At 31.6% G+C, this 20,367-nt stretch carries 25 protein-coding genes and 1 other annotated feature; of the genes, 3 read left to right on the plus strand and 22 right to left on the minus strand.

Translation table 11 applies throughout. The features are described from left to right. Window positions 1-124: 124 nt before the first annotated feature. The 7 genes from deoC to QO263_RS14075 all read right to left on the minus strand — a co-directional run bounded on the left by deoC (window position 125) and on the right by QO263_RS14075 (window position 4,826). Window positions 125-796 (minus strand): deoxyribose-phosphate aldolase, encoded by a 672-nt coding sequence (gene deoC / locus QO263_RS14045; RefSeq protein WP_285622726.1) that lies wholly within the window; start codon window positions 794-796, stop codon window positions 125-127. A gap of 18 nt (window positions 797-814) precedes the next feature. Then, window positions 815-1,387 carry a phosphate propanoyltransferase gene (gene pduL, locus QO263_RS14050; RefSeq protein ID WP_285622728.1) on the minus strand — a complete coding sequence of 191 codons (573 nt, stop codon included), beginning with the start codon at window positions 1,385-1,387 and terminating at the stop codon, window positions 815-817. Between the two features lie 90 nt (window positions 1,388-1,477). After that, window positions 1,478-2,065: a flavodoxin family protein gene (locus QO263_RS14055; protein WP_285622731.1), complete on the minus strand. Its 588-nt coding sequence runs from the start codon at window positions 2,063-2,065 to the stop codon at window positions 1,478-1,480. A 98-nt stretch (window positions 2,066-2,163) separates the two neighbouring features. Beyond that, window positions 2,164-3,135, minus strand: a complete 972-nt coding sequence (locus QO263_RS14060) for a restriction endonuclease (RefSeq protein WP_285622734.1) — start codon at window positions 3,133-3,135, stop codon at window positions 2,164-2,166. Between the two features lie 69 nt (window positions 3,136-3,204). After that, the gene (locus tag QO263_RS14065; RefSeq protein ID WP_285622737.1) at window positions 3,205-3,882 is read right to left on the minus strand and encodes a TIGR01906 family membrane protein; all 678 of its coding nucleotides are present in this window, start codon (window positions 3,880-3,882) and stop codon (window positions 3,205-3,207) included. Window positions 3,883-3,897: 15 nt separating this feature from the next. Continuing rightward, a complete protein-coding gene (locus QO263_RS14070; RefSeq protein WP_285622740.1) occupies window positions 3,898-4,518 on the minus strand; it encodes a DedA family protein in 621 nt (206 codons plus the stop codon). Window positions 4,519-4,652: 134 nt separating this feature from the next. Then, on the minus strand, window positions 4,653-4,826 hold the full coding sequence (locus QO263_RS14075; RefSeq protein WP_285622743.1) for a hypothetical protein: 174 nt from the start codon (window positions 4,824-4,826) through the stop codon (window positions 4,653-4,655). Window positions 4,827-4,986: 160 nt separating this feature from the next. Between QO263_RS14075 and QO263_RS14080 the strand changes: the two genes are divergently transcribed. Further along, a complete protein-coding gene (locus QO263_RS14080) occupies window positions 4,987-5,169 on the plus strand; it encodes a hypothetical protein (RefSeq protein WP_285622745.1) in 183 nt (60 codons plus the stop codon). 58 nt (window positions 5,170-5,227) lie between these two features. On the opposite strand, the gene QO263_RS14085 is transcribed toward QO263_RS14080, so the two are convergent. From QO263_RS14085 to QO263_RS14150, 14 genes are all read right to left on the minus strand, one after another. Then, complete coding sequence (locus QO263_RS14085) at window positions 5,228-5,686, minus strand: hypothetical protein (protein ID WP_285622748.1); 459 nt, start codon at window positions 5,684-5,686, stop codon at window positions 5,228-5,230. Window positions 5,687-5,815: 129 nt separating this feature from the next. Continuing rightward, on the minus strand, window positions 5,816-6,829 hold the full coding sequence (gene asnA, locus QO263_RS14090) for an aspartate--ammonia ligase (protein WP_285622751.1): 1,014 nt from the start codon (window positions 6,827-6,829) through the stop codon (window positions 5,816-5,818). 57 nt (window positions 6,830-6,886) lie between these two features. Further along, window positions 6,887-7,135: a binding site (T-box leader), on the minus strand. A 68-nt stretch (window positions 7,136-7,203) separates the two neighbouring features. Continuing rightward, window positions 7,204-8,379 carry a CD0519/CD1768 family membrane protein gene (locus tag QO263_RS14095; protein WP_285622753.1) on the minus strand — a complete coding sequence of 392 codons (1,176 nt, stop codon included), beginning with the start codon at window positions 8,377-8,379 and terminating at the stop codon, window positions 7,204-7,206. Window positions 8,380-8,543: 164 nt separating this feature from the next. Beyond that, the gene (locus tag QO263_RS14100) at window positions 8,544-9,269 is read right to left on the minus strand and encodes an amino acid ABC transporter ATP-binding protein (protein WP_285622755.1); all 726 of its coding nucleotides are present in this window, start codon (window positions 9,267-9,269) and stop codon (window positions 8,544-8,546) included. Beyond that, window positions 9,262-9,873, minus strand: coding sequence for an amino acid ABC transporter permease (locus tag QO263_RS14105; RefSeq protein WP_285629321.1), 612 nt, complete (start codon window positions 9,871-9,873; stop codon window positions 9,262-9,264). The genes QO263_RS14100 and QO263_RS14105 overlap by 8 nt, the downstream gene beginning before the upstream one ends. A gap of 75 nt (window positions 9,874-9,948) precedes the next feature. After that, on the minus strand, window positions 9,949-10,782 hold the full coding sequence (locus QO263_RS14110; protein WP_285622758.1) for an ABC transporter substrate-binding protein: 834 nt from the start codon (window positions 10,780-10,782) through the stop codon (window positions 9,949-9,951). A gap of 289 nt (window positions 10,783-11,071) precedes the next feature. Beyond that, window positions 11,072-11,284 (minus strand): DUF3006 domain-containing protein, encoded by a 213-nt coding sequence (locus tag QO263_RS14115; RefSeq protein ID WP_285622761.1) that lies wholly within the window; start codon window positions 11,282-11,284, stop codon window positions 11,072-11,074. 11 nt (window positions 11,285-11,295) lie between these two features. Next, window positions 11,296-12,357 carry an MBL fold metallo-hydrolase gene (locus tag QO263_RS14120; RefSeq protein ID WP_285622763.1) on the minus strand — a complete coding sequence of 354 codons (1,062 nt, stop codon included), beginning with the start codon at window positions 12,355-12,357 and terminating at the stop codon, window positions 11,296-11,298. A gap of 31 nt (window positions 12,358-12,388) precedes the next feature. Beyond that, a complete protein-coding gene (locus QO263_RS14125; protein ID WP_285622765.1) occupies window positions 12,389-12,907 on the minus strand; it encodes a hypothetical protein in 519 nt (172 codons plus the stop codon). Window positions 12,908-12,920: 13 nt separating this feature from the next. Continuing rightward, on the minus strand, window positions 12,921-13,535 hold the full coding sequence (locus QO263_RS14130) for a J domain-containing protein (protein WP_285622768.1): 615 nt from the start codon (window positions 13,533-13,535) through the stop codon (window positions 12,921-12,923). Further along, on the minus strand, window positions 13,519-14,406 hold the full coding sequence (locus QO263_RS14135) for a DUF5685 family protein (protein WP_285622771.1): 888 nt from the start codon (window positions 14,404-14,406) through the stop codon (window positions 13,519-13,521). Before QO263_RS14135 ends, QO263_RS14130 begins: the two co-directional genes overlap by 17 nt. A 251-nt stretch (window positions 14,407-14,657) precedes the next feature. After that, window positions 14,658-16,457, minus strand: a complete 1,800-nt coding sequence (locus QO263_RS14140; RefSeq protein WP_285622774.1) for a putative glycoside hydrolase — start codon at window positions 16,455-16,457, stop codon at window positions 14,658-14,660. Window positions 16,458-16,591: 134 nt separating this feature from the next. Then, a complete protein-coding gene (rnhA, locus tag QO263_RS14145) occupies window positions 16,592-17,050 on the minus strand; it encodes a ribonuclease HI (protein WP_285622777.1) in 459 nt (152 codons plus the stop codon). A gap of 20 nt (window positions 17,051-17,070) precedes the next feature. Beyond that, the gene (locus QO263_RS14150) at window positions 17,071-17,292 is read right to left on the minus strand and encodes a YdbC family protein (protein WP_285622780.1); all 222 of its coding nucleotides are present in this window, start codon (window positions 17,290-17,292) and stop codon (window positions 17,071-17,073) included. A gap of 138 nt (window positions 17,293-17,430) precedes the next feature. Here QO263_RS14150 and QO263_RS14155 point away from each other — a divergent pair, with 138 nt between their 5' ends. Then, complete coding sequence (locus QO263_RS14155) at window positions 17,431-17,922, plus strand: hypothetical protein (RefSeq protein ID WP_285622783.1); 492 nt, start codon at window positions 17,431-17,433, stop codon at window positions 17,920-17,922. A 94-nt stretch (window positions 17,923-18,016) separates the two neighbouring features. Further along, window positions 18,017-18,574 carry a CD3072 family TudS-related putative desulfidase gene (locus tag QO263_RS14160; protein WP_285622785.1) on the plus strand — a complete coding sequence of 186 codons (558 nt, stop codon included), beginning with the start codon at window positions 18,017-18,019 and terminating at the stop codon, window positions 18,572-18,574. Window positions 18,575-18,670: 96 nt separating this feature from the next. Here QO263_RS14160 and QO263_RS14165 read toward each other — a convergent pair whose 3' ends face one another. Beyond that, window positions 18,671-20,050, minus strand: a complete 1,380-nt coding sequence (locus QO263_RS14165; protein ID WP_285622787.1) for an ABC transporter substrate-binding protein — start codon at window positions 20,048-20,050, stop codon at window positions 18,671-18,673. Between the last annotated feature and the right edge of the window lie 317 nt (window positions 20,051-20,367).

Genomic DNA, 20,367 nt, shown 5'->3' on the forward strand with positions numbered 1-20,367 from the left:
AATATAATCAAAATACTTGATATAAAAAATAGAGTAGCTAGTACAATTTATGCCTGCTACTCTATTGCTTTACTATAATTATTTATTGTTATTATAATCGTGGAAAATAAAATGATCCATATAATTAATAGCTATGATCTGTCACTTCTAAGCCTTTAACTATTTCTACAGAAGAACTTGCTCCTATTCTTGAAGCGCCTGCTTCTATCATTTCTCTAGCCTTTTTTGAATCTCTTATTCCTCCTGATGCCTTTACTCCAATATTAGGACCTACTATACTTCTCATTAGCTTTACATCTTCTACAGTTGCTCCGCCAGTGCTAAAGCCTGTAGAAGTTTTAACATAATCAGCACCAGCCTCTAGGGACAGTTTACATGCCATATCCTTTTCTTCATCTGTCAATAAACAGGTTTCAATAATTACCTTAACTAAAGCTTTATCTTTAGCTGCATTTACAACAGCTTCTATGTCTTCTCTTACTATATGGTATTCTTTGTTTTTCAATGCTCCTACATTGATTACCATATCCAGTTCATCTGCACCATTTTCTACGGCATTCTGTGCTTCAAAAGCCTTCACTTCTTTTGTAGTGCTTCCTAATGGAAATCCTATTACTGATGTAACTTTTACATCAGTGCCCTCTAATTGACTCTTTACAAAGCTTACGTAGTATGGATTCACACAAACAGATGCAAAATTATATTCTTTTGCTTCATCACAAACCTTTTTTACCATTTCTCTGGTAGTATCTGGCTTTAATATTGTATGATCGATCATTGAGGCTATGTTTTTCATATGGCTATACCCCCAAAATTATTTTATTAATTCTACCATCTGACCATTTTTTACTCCTGCAGCATTTCCTTCTTCAACGTCTACATGCATTTCTAATGCATAGTCTTTATTAACTCTCACTAATACATTGTCGAAAACTAAACCTCTTTCTCCGCCAACTTTTACCTTTACTCTATCTTTATCCTTTACTCCAAATTCATCAGCATCTGAAGTATGCATGTGAATATGCCTTGCTGCGGCTATTATTCCTTCTTCAATAATGACTTCTCCTTTTGGGCCTACAAACTTAGCTCCTGGGCTTCCCTCTAAGTCTCCAGAATCTTTTACTGGTGGAACCACACCTAGAACAAAGCCATCCGCCAATGAAATTTCTACTTGTGATTTTTTTCTTTCAGGTCCTAATATTCTTACTCCCTTTAATGTGCCTTTTGGTCCAACTATATCAATTTTTTCTTCACAAGCATATTGACCAGGCTGGGACAAATCCTTAAGTCTATTAAGCTTGTATCCCTCTCCAAAAAGTTTTTGTATATGCTCCTCGCTTAGATGAACATGTCTGTTTGATAATGCTATTGGTAGCATGTTTTTCATAAATAATTCCTCCTATAATTTTTACTACAGATAAATCTGCGCTCTTTATAGCCTTTCATCAAATAATTATAATTCTTTTAGCTATAAAAATCAAATGTTTATACTATGTTTAGATAATTCTTTTCCTTTTTCAAATGCAAGGTCTAAAATCTCTTTTCTTTCCCATACTGGTATTTCATCCGTATGAGAGGCAAATATATTCTCTCTGTATTCAGTATTTATTGCTTTAAAAAATAAATCCATTACTGGAATACACGCATCAAAATGTCCTTCTCTCTTAGGTGCTCCTCCTACACAAATAAACATTCCAATTCTTTTTTTATTCACATCTATAGATGGATTTTTCAGAACGTATTTGCTTGACCAGTATACTTGACATCTATCTATCATCATTTTAGTTAGACTGCTTACAGTATTGAAATACAATGGTGAGGCAATTATAATAATATCACTGCTGTTAAAATCCTCATACATACTCTTCATATCATCATCCATAAAGCAGTCACCAGTTCTTTCACAATTACCACAAGATATACAAGGTGAAAACTTTAGGTCTTTTAAGTAAGCTTTTTTCACTTCTACTTCATTCGTTTTTAGTCCTTCTATAACCTTATCTAGTAGTTTGTCTGTGTTCTTGTTTTTTCTGGGACTTCCCATAACTGCCAATACCTTTTTCATAAAAACCTCCTTAATTATAGCTAAGGCTACTAGCTTAAGCCAGTAGCCTAATAATTATCTAACCTTTGCATATTAAAATGATTTTTATAGAATATAAGCTATAAAACTTTATTCTCCTGTTTTTCCTCGTCTACTCTAAATAGGTTAATTAATAATACTATCAATGATATAATCGCTATGGAAAAGATAATGACTGCAACAATGTTATAATAAGTAGTATATGGTGTAAATCTTCCAAATACAATCATTGTAATTCCTAAGAAAATGTATTTTATTATCTTTCCCTTTGACAATACAACATCTTTATAGCTTTTAAAATGCATCCTGCTATCAGATATTTCATTTAAGATTATCTTTTTTATTTCAGCTTCTGATGGATATAAATCAGCTTTTTTTATGATTTCTAATAATCCCTCAATATCTACGAGCTGAATTTGTGCATATTTTCTAAGCTTAACAAGCAAATTATTAGCCTCATGAGTAAATGAAGATGTAGTAATAATAACGCCCTCGGTTAATTCAAGCCTTCTTAGCTCGATGAAGAAATCCCTTACAATATCCACTCCTACCTTATAATCATTATCGTATTGCAAACATCTAATACCAACTTTTCTATCTGATATAGTCCCAACTATATCTATATCTCTTCTATCTACTTTAGTTATACTGTCGAACCCATATTTCTCTAAAATATCAACTATATAATCTAAGAAATCTTGCGGAGATTGGTTTAACAACTCTCTAAGAGTCTTTTTAAGAACTACCTGTTTGTTTACTAAAAATATTTTCTTTTGCAGCTTATTTTTGTTTATTTTATACATTATTAGATTATAGAGAACAAAAACTTGAAGTGAAATTATTGCTGAAAATATTAGGCTCTCACTGATAAAATAGAAAAGAAAAATAAAGCTAATCAGCACAATGATTCTAAATATTATTTTGTCTAAGATAATTGCCATGTATGTCTTTCCTGTTCCAGGCTTTTCACTATAGTATCGCCTTAATCTCATACCATTAATAATATTTATAGATTTCTTTTTAAGATTATTTTTCATAATATCTACATTCATATTGTTATCCTCCTTTTACATTAGATTATCTCCAATTTTAGGAAAATAATAACAATATGATTAGAAAAGCTATTGTGCTTTATATTTAGACCTTCTTTTCAATACAATTCCTGCTATAAGAAACAATAACAATTCAGCTATAAAAAACAATAAGATTCTATATGCCATGCTGCTAAAAAATTCTAATGGTAGCATTTGAATAAGTATATCTGTATTTGGGTCTAAGAGCCATAAATCATTGGTAAAAAATATATGATGGAAATAATTAAAGTATTTATTAAAATCTATGTACATTAGCAGTCCTAAGATAGCCATTATTGCAGTAGGCCATAAGGAAGCAATAATAAAAGCTTTTCCAATTGCTTTTCTATGAAAGAGTGCTAAGAATGCCAAGGATATAATTAAAGCAATTAACATAGTGTTTCTTATAATATATCCTTTTGAAAATAAATCTTTTACGTCTACCATATGTAATATTTCTCTTTCCTCAAAAACCTGTTCAGTTTTATTGTTTACCTGTGCAAATATTATTAAATTTTCTCTTTTTCCTTTTAGATAATCTAGCATTTCACTTGTAACAGTCATAAGGTTTTTCATCTCTATACCAGTTACTTCTGTAATATTGTATTCTTCATATTTTTTTTCATAAAAGTCTAAATCAAAGGCCACAGCTTCTACATCAGTCAATAATAGCACAAAGGGTAATGATATTGAAATAAGTATAATAAAGAAAACAGCTTTTTTCATTTATACTCCCCCATTTTAGTCAAGTAATCTTTTTTTCAATTGAAGCATTATTAAATATATTATTATTGCTATTATTGCTATAATAATAAAATATCTATTGTAAACATCTAGTTTTCTTAAAATTATGGTCCAGTTTTCTCCAAGCAGTTTGCCTAGTGCTATGAGTACAAAGTTATGAAAAAACGATACTGCTATTATGGATAAATAAGCAGACTTTCTTTTTACCTTAAATACTCCAGCAGATAATAATGTCAATGAAAAAATTCCGGGTATAAATTTACTAATAACTATTACAAGAGCTCCTAATTTGCTAAAAAGCTTATTCAGCTTAGCAATCTTACTAGTACCAAATAAAAGCGCAACTACTTTAGAATGTAATATCTTTTCTTCTTTTTTCCTGCCTATATTATATAGCAATATTGATGACAAAGAGGTTGAAGCTACTGCATTGGTAATAATAAAATATATGTTTAAATGCGCGACCTCTGATAAATATCCTTCTATTATAAGCACCATATCTCCGGGATAGGGCGGAAAAAGCACTTGAAGTGACTGTGAAGCAAAGAAAAATACATATGACAATAAAACGTTCTCCATAACAATATTATGTGCAAAATCAATTATAAATTCTTCCACAATATCCCCCCTAATTTCTGTATGTTCTAATAACTGATCCCTCTAAAAATATATAATAAAATAAATGTAATTTCAATATTATAATATCATTATATGCCTTTTTCTTCACAAAAAAACCCGATATATCGGGTTTTTTATGACATGGCTCTTTCTAATTTATCTAAATGCTGTATTGGAAACATTCTTAATAATTCTTTGAACTGTTCTACAGAAAGTCCTTGCGTTGTAGTATATATCTCTATTTTTTCATCCAATCCTGCATTTTTAAATTTCTGCTTTATTTCTTCAAAGTTCACATCATTTGGCATGTAATCGCTCCTTTTTATCTCCCTATTTTAAAAGACTAGATTCATTAATAGTATGAATTAATTCACTTTAAAATATTCTAGTATTATGAGCGCATTGCGTTATGCACACTACATTGTAATTTTCATATTATATATTGATAATATGAAGGGAGGCTCCATAATGATGAGAAAAAGTAGAAGAAAAATGACCATCGACGAACATATACCGCAAACTGAACCAATTCAAGAGATCGAATTTATAGAAAGCATTGATGACAAAGAAGTTTTCAATACTGGGCAAAATGATATTTCTAGTTGGATAATTATAATAATTATTGTTATTTTTCTGTTCCAGTTTCTATAAAATAATACTTATAAAAAAGTGGGAAAAACCCACTTTTTCAATTAGGTAAATTTATAGGTTATTTGCCCGTTAATGTCTTAATTAAGGATTCATGATCCATTTCTAGCTCCAGTTCATAAACGCCATACTTAAACTTTCTTTGAAGACTTTTTTCTTTTATTTTTTCAATAAATCCTTCTTTATCCTTTATAATGCCTTCTTCAAATAACTTGTCAACTATTTGCTCACTATTATCACCCTTATTAATGACAAACTCTATAACATGCTTGTCCTCTTCAGCTGGTGTAGCATCTTTCTCTGAATCATTTGAAGTATATTCTGGTGTTTTTTCATCGTCTTTTGAGATTGCTTCTTTTAAAGAGATCATTCCTAATTCTCTAGCTTTTTCAATTATTTGTGCTTCTGTATATGAAATATATTCAGTTTTAGGATATGCTATGTTTAGCAAGCTAGAAATTAGAAATCCTATGCCTATACCCAAAATTAAGAAAAGCTTATTCAGTTTATTTGTATCCATAAGCATCTCCTTATATTATGATAATGTAATCTATTATTATATAATAACATGAAAAGAATAAGATGTATATCTAAATTATAGAAACTCCTTGGATTCCTCCTATACCTAAAGAGTAAAATATAATACTCCTTACAGTAAAAATATATTTGCCATATTGCAATTTCTAATCATATCCTTAGGCCATGCCGATGCCTGTACCTCACCAATATGTGCTTTTTGAAGAAAAAACATACAAATCCTTGACTGTCCTATACCTCCACCTATTGTATAGGGCAGCTTTTCACTGAGAAGCATTTGATGATAATCTAGACTCAGCCTATCTTCACTATCACTCTTCCTTAACTGCTCTATTAACGCTTCCTTGTCTACTCTAATGCCCATTGATGAAAGCTCGATTTCCTGCTCCAATATAGGATTCCAAAAAATAATGTCACCATTTAGTTTCCAGTCGTCATAATCTGGTGCCCTACCATCATGCTTAGTTCCAGAATTCAGCAAATCACCTATTTTCATAAGGAAAATTGCCTTCTTTTCTTTTGCAATAGCGTGCTCCCTCTCCTTTGGTGTGAGATTAGGATACATATCCTCCAGCTCTTGTGTAGTAATAATTGTAATATTCTCAGGTAAATTCTTATCTAATTGAGGATAAATGCCTGTAATATATTTTTCTACTTTTAAAAAAACATTATATATTCTTCTTACTATTTCTATCAAATATTTTTCTGTTCTTTGAGCTTTTTCAATAACTAGTTCCCAATCCCATTGATCCACATATATAGAATGGATATTATCTAAATCTTCCTCTGCCCTAATGGCATTCATATCTGTGTATAGTCCTGTATTTGGTTTGAAGCCATATTTATCCAACGCCATTCTTTTCCACTTTGCAAGAGAATGAACTATTTCCAGCTTGGCATAGTTATCATACTTCATTCCGAAAGAAACAGGCTTTTCCATTCCACTTAAATCATCATTTAGACCTGTTTCTGGCTTAACGAATAATGGAGCGGATACTCTTATCAAATTTAGTTCTTTAGCGAGCTCACCTTCAAAATAATCTTTTATCTCTTTTATTGCTATTTCAGTGTCAATTACATCTAAAGCAGGTTTATAGTCATCTGGTACTATTAATCCTTTTATCATTTATCTTTCTTCCTTTCTATATATAAATATCAAAAAATAAAAATGCTTTTCATCCAAAACAAGGACGAAAAGCATATGTTTCCGTGGTGCCACCTAAATTAGCTAAATATTAGCTCACTTCATCAGTACAGAAAATATTCGATACTGTCCAATATATAACGGTTTGACTCCGTCTAAGCCTACTTTCTGTCGATTTCGGTTAGAAACTCATAGATGTTCTTCAAATAAAGTAATGTATCGAACTCTCACCAACGCCGACTCTCTTTGACATTTTCTTTACTCTACTCTTCTAATCATAGCTTTTAGTTTTTCTTCGATTTAGTATTTTTAATATTATAATCTTATTATGTTAAGTTGTCAATAATTTTATTATCCTAGAATAGTTTACTTAAGGAATTTATTAGAACTAGAATGTAATGAGCTGATATACCAGCAATTATTCCACCAATAGTATGGCTTCCTATTGCTTTACCAATCAATTTTCTATGTCCTAATGCATCGAGCATTGCAACATGTGTACTTAAAAAGCCACTCCAGCACATTCCCATAGCTGTAAATACTGCTATTTCATTTGAACCGATAATCCCATTTTTCAAGAAATTTGGAACTAAGCTTAATGCTGCTCCAACTGCGCCAAGAGCAGTTATAGGAAATGCTATAGCCTCTGGTCTTTCAAATCCAAATAATACTTTAGAAGCAGGAGCAATCAATTCTCCTATTTTAGGCAATAACCCTACTCCTTCAAAAGCCTCTCCTTGATATCCTATAGAAGGGTCTAACGGGCCAAAGGTGAGTATCATGATAATAGTACATATTACGAGCACTCCAGGAATTATGCTAAGCCCTATATCTACTCCAAGCTTTCCGCCTTCTAGAAAAGCAGTGAGAAATCTCTCAAAAAAACTACCTTCTGATCTCTCTATCAATGTATCTGATAAATCCCTTTTATATGAATTCTTTTCAACAGTAGCCTTGCTCACACCCATAGCTTTTCTCGTTCTATAGGCCATGATTCTTACACTAACTATGCTGCCAATTATGGCCCCAAGATTTCCTACTACTGCTTCTTTAAAATACCCTAATCCTATCATAAAAGTTGTAACAATCAATCCCATTCCAAATGCTGTACCAAGATTACATAAGCATGGAGTTTCATATTCTTCAAAATAGCTAATATATTCGTCATCCTTTGCTAGTGAAATAATAGCAGGATTATCTGACAGATATGTCGTTATTATTCCAAGAGAAGCAACTCCAGGGAGACTGTATAAAGGTCTCATAAGCGGTGAAAAAATCTTATTCAATATCTTTACCAATCCAAACTCTGTAGCTAGTTTACCAAAGGCACCTGCTAATACTGCGATTGCCATTATATATAGTACTGTGTCTACTAGGAGCTGATAAGCTGTTGCCATGATAGTTGAAAACATGTTGCTAATTCCCATTTTAATACCTATATAACCAAAGAATGTTATTAATAAAACAAGAAAGGCAAGCGTATCTAAATAAGGAATTTTTCTTTTCTCTTTACCTGCCACAATATTTTGCATTTTCCCACTCCTTTAGACATTGTATTTAGTCAATCCACTCACATTATAACCAATAGTTCATCTAAAGGGCAATAGCTTAAAATCATAATTAAATTAAGTTTGTGTTAAATATTCTTGACAAATATTTAACAACTATTATCTAAAATTAATATTCATTGCCTTGGTTAGACTAAAAGCTTGGCAAGAAATTCTTTTGTTCTTTGATTTTTAGGTGTCTTAAATATTTCTTCAGCTGTTCCTTCCTCTATTATAAAGCCTTTATCCATAAAAAATACTCTATCAGCTACTTCTTTAGCAAAACCCATTTCATGGGTAACTACTATCATTGTCATACCTTCTTTAGCCAAGCCCTTCATAACATCTAGTACCTCTCCAACCATTTCAGGATCTAATGCAGATGTAGGCTCATCAAACAACAGCACATCTGGCGACATGGCTAAAGCTCTAGCTATAGCTATTCTTTGCTTCTGACCTCCCGAGAGATTTTGAGGATAAGTATTGGTTTTGTCTTCTAAGCCAATCCTCTTAAGAAGCTTTACAGCAATATTCCCAGCCTCTTCCTGTGACATCCCTTTAACTTTCATTGGAGCTATAGCTATATTTTCTAATACAGTTAGATGAGGGAAAAGATTAAATTGCTGAAATACCATCCCCATCTTTTGTCTTTGTAGATTTATATCATTTTTTTTACTTGTAATGGATTTTCCTTCAAAAATTATTTCTCCTGATGTAGGTTCTTCAAGTAGATTAAGGCATCTCAAAAAAGTACTTTTCCCTGAACCACTAGGACCGATGATAACTAGAACTTCACCTTTTTTTATATTTGTTGTTATGTTATTTAAAACTTCTAAATCTCCAAATTTTTTATTTAGATTACTAATCTCAATCACTTGTCTTTAACCTCCTCTCCACTCTACCTACTAGCTTAGATAGTGTGTATGTTAGCACAAAATAAATTACGGCAGCTGCTAAAAGAGGCTCAAAAGGTTTAAAGGTATTACCTCTTACTGTTTCAGCATTGTACATTATTTCAGGTACACCAATTACAGATACTATGGAAGATTCTTTTATAACAGTAATAAACTCGTTTCCTAATACAGGTAATATGTTCTTTAGTGCCTGAGGAAGTATAATATATCTCATTGACTGAACATGAGTCATACCGAGAGATCTTGCTGCTTCCATCTGTCCTTTATCAATAGCTTGAATCCCAGATCTAATTATTTCGGCTACATAGGCACCACTATTAAGCGATAATGCTACTATACCTGCAGGGATTGCTGAAAGATTAATAGGTAAACCATAGTAAACTATAAATAATTGCACTAATAGAGGTGTTCCTCTGACAAATTCTATATAAGCTGTTGAAAAAAATTTTAATAATTTTATTTTCGATTGCTTCATTAGCCCTAATAAAGTACCTAAAGCTACTCCAAATACTACAGAAAAAATTGCTATAACTACAGTATTCTTGGCACCTATTATAAAAAACATATAATATTTATTTAAAAAACTAAAATCTAACAAATCTTTACCTCCTAATAAGGGCTAATGCCATACATATTAACCCTATTCATTGTCCATAATTTCATTTGCATTGATTACAAATTCTTCTATCTTGTTTTCTTTCATTAGTCTTTCAATAGTTTTATTAATTGATTCTAATAATTCCTTATTTCCTTTTTTTACAGCCACTGCTGAACCGCCTTCTTCATCTTTAAATACAATATCAGTCATATATAATTCATCATTGCCCTTTACATAAGCGCTTGCCACAGGTTGTTCCACTACAACTGCATCGACCTTCCCGGTTTTAAGCTCAAGCATTAAATTAGATACTTTTCCAAGTGCTTTTATCTGTGGAGATTCTATTTGCTCTTTTGCTATATCCTCCTGTATTGCTCCTTTTTGAACTCCAATGATCTTTCCCTTTAAATCAGATATTTCTTTATATTTATCTATATCTTTTTTATTTACAACAAGTCCATGCTCTGCATTATAGTATATGGTTGAAAAATCTACTTCCTTTACTCTCTCAGCATCAGGTGTCATCCCTGCCATTACAAAATCAACCTTATCTGTCTTTAAATCAGCTAATAATCCGCCAAACTCCATGCTCTTTATTTCTAGTTCCACGCCTAAATCCTTTGCTATTTCTTCTGCTATTGCTATATCAAAACCAACTATAGTATCTTTTCCATTGACTTCTTTATGAAATTCATAGGGTGGGTAATCTGGACTTGTTCCTAGAACTATTTTTCCAGAAGCCTTTATTTTATCTAAGCTTGTTCCAGTCTTTCCAGCCTTTCCATTTCCTGAATCTTTCCCGCATCCAGTAAATGTAATTGTGATTAATGCTAAGATTAAAGCTACTACAACAATATTTTTTAATCCTTTTATCATTTTGACTCCCCCTTAATTTTTATCTAGATTTTATAATAATACATCTTTTTGTATATATTATCAAGTATTTTTTTAATATTTTTTACTAACAATTTATTCAATCAATTGAATTTAGTATAATTATAATTATGTAAATAAGTCATTCCCAGCTTGACAACGTTTTCATTTTGACTAATGCTCTAATCCTCTTTTATCTGCTGCTGCATGTTTTTTGTATAATGCATACTTATTCATGTAATTTTATTTGTTTAGAAATATAGGAATAAAAAAAAGCCACTCCCTTGAGTGACTAGTTAAATAAATCTTCTAAAAGCTTATCTGCTTTTCTTTTTCTTTCTTCTGTTTTCTCTTCATCAATATAAATATTATCTCCATCTATTATTAAGACAGAACCTTCCTTTACTTCTAATGGCAGTAAATCCTTCGGGATATTTTTCATAGTCTCATCTTCTAATTCCACAACTGCAAAGTCTTCTTCAAATCTATCTATTATACCCTTCAAATTTTTCACCTCTATTTCTTAATGCATGCTTTATGCGGCTGGTAGCCTTCATTTTCTGCTTCTTGAGTTGACTTAAATTCTACTTGGTTTTCTTTATTAGGCAGACTGCTGCAACTTTCAGAATGATATATTTTAGTGTTTTTATTTCCAATATATCTTTCTATATTTTCTTTAGAATTCTCTACATTATCTTCAGTATTATCAAATCCTTTTATATCTATATTGGTTCCATCTGAAATGAGTACAATTGTCCCCATTTCATCTGTTCTCAATATGCTTACCCCTTTTTTAGTCAATCTTTCAATTGTCTCTTTATGAGGATGTCCATAATCATTACCTTTTTCTACGGATATAACAGCATACTTTGGATCTATCTTATTTAAAAATTCTTCAGATGTAGATGTTCTACCTCCATGATGCCCTACTTTTAACACATTTGCTGATAAGTTATATCCCTTTTTAATCATTTCGTTTTCAGATGGTTTTTCTGCATCTCCAGTAAATATAAATGATGTGTCCTTGTATTCTAATTTAGTCACTATAGAATAATCATTAGTCTCACTATATTCAGAAGAGTTTGGAGCTAGTATACTGAACTTTAACCCATCTTCCATGATAATATCTATTCCAGCCTTCCCTTCTACAGCCTTTAGTCCCTTATTCTTTATTTCAGCTACTAGGGTTTCAAATATCTTTGTAGAAGCAGATTTTTTTGGCATATATATCTTTTCTATATCGAAGTTTTTAATAACTTCTGGAAGCCCACCAATATGATCCTCATGAGGATGTGTTGCTATGAGATAATCAATCTTTTGTATTTTTAACCCTTTAATATAGTCTATTATTAGCCCCGCATCTCCTCTATTTCCTCCATCTATAAGTGAAGTAGTGCCATTTGGCATCTGTATAAGTATACTGTCTGCTTGACCTACATCTAAAAAGTGTATTACTAGATTGCTATCATTGCCAATACTTGAACCTTGGCTATCTTCTAAAGTCCCTAGATCTTCACAGCCTGTTATGAGTAAAAGAATTGCTATAATCAGTAGTAAAATATTATTTAATTTTCTCAAACTTATCTATATCCTCCTTCTATGTTGCTATTTACCTTATTTTTGGTCTTATCTTATTTCGATAAAAGTACACACCTAGACTAAATGCATAATCGTATACTATAAATGCTAGCTGCATTAATAGAAATACTGCCCAAGCTGGAAGCTTTATTATTATCTCTCCAAGCAAAGCTCTACTGACAATACTGTATGTAATATAAATAGATAGATTAAATAACATGAACTTTATAAACAACTCAACTGCAAGAATATTTATTCTTTCAATCAACGACTTTACTATTGCATAATAGCCAAAGAAAATAGCATATGGTAGTACTGCCGCCTTATTTGGAATTATGATAAAACTAAGTATAGAAGATGAAAAATATACTAAAACAGCAAAACCAATATTATTTTCAATTATAATCGCTGCAAGAAAGAAAGTACTTAGAGCAAAGAAAAACAGTCTATTTGTTGGCAATATTGAAGATATATATAGTGATACAGTTGACAAAAGAGTCACTATACCACCTAAAGCAACTTTTTGTGATTTACTATTATATCTTCTCATAATTATCCTCCCACTATATGCAGCGTATCAAATCTCCCCCAAGACATTCGCAGAGACAGTCACTGCAGAACAAGCATTGACATATTTCACAAAAAGATGGGTCTTTTCTATATCCTCTACTAGTTCCGATGTCCCTATATGCATTTGCTCTAGAAGCTAAATTGTTCAAAGCCGTCCTATACTCTGTATTATAAGGATCAAGGTTCACAGCTAATTGTATATGCTGATATGCCATATCATACCATCCACGTCTAAGGAATATTATTCCTTTTAAGTAGTTCCATTCAGCATCTCTAGAGGTAATGCTTTCTAGCATTTGATCTGCTTGATTAATATTTCCTCTTTCAATATAGGCCCTAATCTGTGTATAAATACTAGAATTATTATTATTATATTGCTGGTTGCTCCAATTATTACTTTCTTGATTTCTATTATAGTTGCCTTTGTTTTTCATTAGGAAATCATATGCTTCATTAATTTCCTTTAATTTTTCTTCTGCCAAATCTGATAAGGGATTGTTAGCATATTGATCTGGATGATATTTTCTAACTAACTTCTTATACGCTGCTTTTATTTCTTCTTCGCTAGCACCTTCTCTAATTTCTAAGACTTCATATGGATTTCGCATGTTTGCAGACCTCCCTTTTATTTAGTATTACTTCCATCTTATGTCGAGTTCCCATATAGACTATATTTTCAATTATACCCTGATTTTTTCTTATATTGAGAATTTCAAAGCTTTTTGAAATAGCTTCTAAAGACATGGTTAAAGAAAATTCTATAGAGGCTACTATCCTCTCTTTAAAATTATCTACCGTTTCATCTTTATTGTAATTATATTGCAGCAGAACTGGGTTATAGCTTTTGTTTTTAATATCATCTTCTAAATCGTTAAAAGCATCTAATATATATATCCATCTTCCAAGATTATATCCTATCCACTTGAGGATTCTTTCTGTCTTATTGTCTTCAATATAATCTGGAGCTGATATTTCTTCCATGAGCTTTCCAAAAGTATCTGCAGCTTCATCTATTCGATTACATTTATTTTTTTCTAATTCCGTAAGCTTATCTAAACAATCTTTTATTACAAGAGACTTATTATTATATGCATTATTTGCCTTTTTTAGTGGCAACAAGAAAGGAGTAGCTGCTATTAGTGATTTAATAGATTTTTCATCCTTCCAATTGTCTAATAATTTATAATATATAAGTATGATGCTTATATTTGAAGCATAGATTAAGGATTTATTTGTATTTACTATGTCTTTCTTTTTTAAGGGATTAGCTATACAGCCTTCTCGGGTTATAATTTCCTTTTCTTCTTCTATTGAAGATAGCAATAATGCTAGGAAAGTTAAATCATAATTTAATCCAAACCTTACTATATGATTAAACTCTTTCCCCAGAGTTTTACAAAGCCCACAGTAATATGCTTTAAACATATCATACTCTCTAACCTTTAGTTCGCTTTTATAAGGAGTTACGTATCCAAACAATATGATTCACTCTCTCAGAAATATTTACGTGCATATATCTATTTTAATTTATAAGTAAGTATATATCAATAAACAAAATATGAAATATGAATCTCTTATACCTCTACCCAAATCAAGATATTTTCATAGTAAAAAAGTAAGAGACCCTTCGCTATACTTCTCAGGGTGACAAAGAATGTTCCCATCCTAAGTGTAACGAAAGATCTCAATTTGTAATTAGCTATATACTTTTATATTTCCAATACCAGTTTTTATTGTACTTCAATTGGTTTTATTTCTGGTCTTGTAACCTTCCAGATTCCATTTTCCTTTTTAAGCTTCCATGAAGCCTCTTCACTTATTGCCTTTAGCTCTTTTTCCTCAAGCTTTGTACTATATTCATAGGATAGCTTAACCTCTGCATTATTCTCATCCATTAAAACATACTCTTTCACTTCAAATTTAATTAGCTTTAAGTCTAGTGATTCTACACTAGTTTCAAATTCTTCATAGTTAAAGACTCTATCTTTTATTGGTGTAAGAAGATACATCTTTGAGTAAACTTTATTTTTCTCTGCATTTAGATAATCTTTTAGTACACTGTCAGGCGTTCTGCCAATTAAGTCCTTTTCTTTATCCTGTCTTTTATCTGGAGTAATCACATTGTTTTCTGCTTCCATAGGAAAATATGCTAATGGATCATAGGTATTTCCTGCATTCCAAACAAGATACTCATTAATTCCAAGTTCTTTTCCAGCCAATATCTGTTCTCTTACTTCTTTAGGTGTATAGTTTATATATCCCTTCACCCAAGATGCTGTGAAGCCTTGAATCCAAGGCCTAATTACTGGAGGGTTCTCTAATGAAGCATTTCTTTCAATAGCTTCTTTTAACGCTCCTGCCAGTACTCCATAAGGTTCTTTATCTGGTACTGCATATCCATACCAGCCTGCACCGTAGTGACTTGGATATATCATAGGGCACATATAATCTGCACTCTTAGCCATTTTTCTCCAAGTCTGACCTATATCCTCTGGTTTATCATCCCAGGATTTTGTTATAACTCCAAAAACATCGGCTGCAATATTAACCTTATAAGATTCCAGCTCTTGTTTTGCATATTCAAGAAAATCCTCTACCGCCTCATCTTTAGCTCTACCATCTCTGCCGGGAAACTCCGTTATAGGATTATATTTTTTTGCATTATCAGGAAAACGTATATAGTCAAATTGAATCTCCTTAAACCCATTTAATACTGCTTCCTTTGCAATAGCTATATCATAATTCCAAACAAACTTATCATATGGATTTACCCATGCCACACCTTTATTATCTCTCCAAACCCCTCCCGATTTAAGCTGTATAGCATGATCAGTTCTATGACTAGCAAAATTTTTATCTTTAAATGTTACAATTCTAGCTATAGGATAAATATCATACTCTTCAAGTAGTTCCATTAGTGCTTTAACATCTTTAATTCTCACATTTTTATTAGCTTCAACCTGATCAACTATAGCTATATCGCTTTTATATGTCATTAATCCATCATCATCTTTTACGTCAATAACTACAGTATTGATCTCAGTAGCTACTGCAATGCCAAGTATCTTCTCAAATTTATTAAGCTTGTCCACCTGTGGTTTTAGTTCTTTTATTTTTTCATTATTTTTTGTGTGTAATGCCTTAGCATATTCCGAATATATTTCTACATTTGCCTTGTCCACTGTCATACCTGCTACATTACCCGTAACAAAAAGTCCCTTAGCTTCGACTTTTTCTATTTCCCTATCATCATCTAAAGGTAACAAAGGCACATAAAAATCTCCAAGTTCTTCTTTTCTTTGCTCTTCTAGAGCCTTCCTTTCTTCTACCTTTTTTTCAAGCTCTGCTTTTTTTTCTTCTTCTGACATCTCTTTATTATCTTCTTTTTGTTCATTATTATCCCCACCTATAGTATCTGCTTGTACAACTTTACCGCCTGATGGGTTTTTTGATATTTGACAGCCCGTAATTAATAAGGATAAAACTAAAATAAGTACCATTAATGTTGACACGACCGGATATTTCCTCATATGCTACAATAACCTCCATAAAATTATTTGAAATATATAAGCTGAAAAATTTTAAAAAATATATATATTCTACTTTATTCTACTTTATTTTTACATCTAAGATGTTACAGAACGATTACACATTAACTACAAGATTATTTCTTTACTTCTGCCATACCTTTATTGGCTAATGCATCTGCTAATTCATTAAGCTCTATCCCACTATGTCCTTTAACCTTTATGAAATTGATGCTATTAAAACTATTGACTAAATCAATTAACTCGCTCCATAAATCTTTGTTTTCAACAGGCTCCTTTTTGGAATTAATCCAGCCATTTTTTTGCCATTTAACATACCATTTTTGGTTAAAACAATTACATAAATAAGCAGAATCTGTATGTATTTCTATGGGTATACTTTTTTTCTTAAGGGCTTGGAGAGCCATAATACAAGCTTTAAGCTCCATCCTATTATTAGTGGTGTTGATTTCTCCACCACATATTTCTTTTCTATTATCTTTATATATAAGTACTGCTCCATATCCCCCTATATTTTCGTCATGCTGATTCCCTGAGCATGCCCCATCTGTATATATAATTATTTTATCTTCCATCCTATCCCATCCTAGTTTAATTATAGTTTTATTTTGTTTAAAGCATCTCTTAAGCTAATTAGCTCTTCTTTCGTCAAAGTGATTCCTTTTCCCATCTTTTCCTTGTCAGGTGCCCAATCTCTAATATCATATTTAGGCTCTCTAGCATTCCAGCTGATTAGGTTTAATTCCTTAGTCCAGCCTTTTGATGATTCAGAAAATACAGCTATTTCTTCAACAACCTCATATTTTATTTCTCCCACAACTATTCCTCCTCAGCATTTAAATTTTATTTGTCCTTTTATGTCTTATTATACTATAATAATAGACATAATGAAGTAAAATTATATGAATAAATATTAAGTAAAATATATTAAACTATAATTATGGAGTGTGAAGTCATGAAAAAAACAAAATTATTTAATAAAAAAGCTATTATAGTTATACCTATTGTGCTTGCACTATTATTAGGCTCTGTAGGCACCCTAGGACTAATGGGTCTAGGTAATCAACCTGATTCCAATGAATCACAGTCAGAATATCTTAGCATTGATGATCTAAAAAAGTTAATTGACAATGAAACTGTGTTAAAGATAATGGACATTCATGAAAATCTTGATAACTATATAGATGAGACACAGACCTTTGAAATGCAGTTTTTTGAATTTGAAGATGGATATTCTGTAGGTATTGAATACTCTTTTGAAGGTGGAGAGCCTCTATTGTTTGATATACCTGCTAATTTCACTAATGTAGAGTTACCTGAAGATATACAAAATAGTGATTGGATAAAAGTATCAGGAAAAATTGGCAGAACTGATGAGGCAGATAGTGACCATACCCATACTGTTCCAGTCATTTACGTTAGTTCAATTGAAAAAATTGATAAATAATAGCTTTCTTATTTAAAAGTACAATTTGACTTACTCTATATCCAATAATAGAATTTAACAAGTACGCAGTTAATTCAATAAAGGAGTGAGCAAATTGGATAAAGTTAAAAAAGTTATTTTACTATGTCACTGTGTAATAAATGAAAAATCAAAGGTAAAGAAAGTTGATATTAACCCTCCTGGAGATATTAAAGAATTTATTAATCTACTTATAGATAATGAAATCGGTATTATACAGCTACCCTGTCCTGAATTGACATGCTATGGATTAAAAAGATGGGGTCATGTTAAGGAACAGTTTGATACTCTCTATTATAGAAAAATTTGCAGGGAACTTTTCCAGCCTTATCTTGAGCAAATTCAGGAGTACTTAGCTAATAATTACAAAATAGTCGGCTTAGTTGGCATTGAAGGCAGTCCTACCTGTGGAGTTTATAGAACATGCTCTGGAAAATGGGGAGGACAATTAGGTAACAATCCTTATCTTCAAGATACTTTAAATACTATAACTTTAGCAGAAGAAAGTGGAATTTTAATTGATGAGATAAAAAACATTCTTAACAAGAATAATATTTCCTTTCCACTTATTGATTTTAATAAAAATGATATGACTACTTTTATGGATAAAATCAAGCCAATTATAGAACAATAAATAACTGGATTTTAAAGATTATATTCACTAGTGCTCAGTATGACAATAAAAAAATACGACCAACAGTACGCTGGTCGTATTTTTTTATATTTTCTATTAGTTATTTCTAGCCTCTTGCATTGCTCTTTCTCCTCTTTCTTGAGCAGCCTTCAATGCATCGTCAATTGATTTTTCATTGCTGAACACTAGATCTAATTCTTCACCTAATACGTCAAGTGCATTTATTTCTCCAATATTTCTTGCCCCTTGGAAGCCAATTTCCATGCTTGGAAATGAAATAGCCTTAACTGGCTTTTCTTCTAAGAATTTTTTGTAGTCATCTAATTCTTGAACAGATTTTCTAACAGGTAGATACCCTGTTTGTTGTGAGAAGAATGCTGTGCTTTCTGCACTTGTAAGGAATTTTGTATACTCCCATGCAGCTAATTTTTCTTCTGGTGATAGAGTATTAAATACCGCTACATTTGTCCCATAAAATAATTGATCATTTGATTTATGACCTGGAAGTGGAGCTGCAAACCAATTTAAACCTTCTATAGAGTCCTTTTCTATATATGGAATTGATGATGTTGAAGCTACACACATAGCTGCTCTGCCTTGTTGTAGTGGAACATTAGCATTTTTATCCTCTCCAGCTAATCTTGCAATCTTTTCTTGTATCATGCTATTTAAAAATTCCACAGCTTCCTTAGTTTCTGGAGTGTCAAAATTAACCTTGTCTTTTTCTTCACTGATTATTTCTCCACCTGCTTGTTTAACCCAAGGTGCTATATCTGTTGAAAGATTGTTTGCTAAAACTAATCCATATATTTCTGGTTCACCATTCCCATCTTCATCTACAGTTAATTTTCTAGCTGCTTCTTTCCATTCTTCCCATGTTGTAGGTACTTCTACACCTGCTTCTTTAAGCATATCTACGTTATAATAAAGCACCATTTGACTTTTATTAAATGGCATAGCATATTGTTTACCATCCCAAATACCATCATCTAAAAACAATTTTGGAAAATCTTCTATTTCTGTCTTTGTCAATCCAATTTTTTCATTTTCCATATATGGGTTTAAATCTTCTACTAAGCCTTTAGATACATACCAGGATAGTCTATTTGAATATATTTGAGTAATTGCAGGTAGCTGATTTGCTTTTGCTGCACCCATTAATTTATCAAATAAATCTCTATATCCACCTTGATTTACTAATTTAACAGTTATGTTATCATGAGTTGCATTAAAATCATCTGTTAGTTTTTGAAGAGCTTCTCCACTTGCCCCACTCATTGCATGCCAAAACTCAATTTCTACTGGATTAGTAATTTCAGTTGCAATTGTTGCTTCTTCTCCTTTTGTGTCTGGACTTTCATGTTGGCTACCTTCATTTCCTGCTACATCATCTGTTGTAGTCTTTGGACTATTATTACATGCTATAAGTCCAAATACTAATACTAATGACAATACTAATGCTAAAAGCTTTTTCATAAAATATCCCTCCTGTTTGTTAAGTATGATAGATTGCTTTTTATATATATAAACCCTTTAGCAGTCTCGCAACACAAATTTATTTGCTCGTTAACACTCACATAAATTTGGTCCTCGTTGCATTTGACCTACCTACGATTTATAAAATGCATAAATCGGGTTAGGTCATAAAGCAGTCTCGCAACACAAATTTATTTGCTCGTTAACACTCACATAAATTTGGTCCTAACGGACACTCCTATCATAAACCTACGACAGGGTTGGTCCTCGTTGCATTTGACCTACCTACGATTTATAAAATGCATAAATCGGGTTAG

It is taken from the genome of Proteiniborus sp. MB09-C3 (assembly GCF_030263895.1).
Taxonomy (GTDB): Bacteria; Bacillota; Clostridia; order Tissierellales; family Proteiniboraceae; genus Proteiniborus.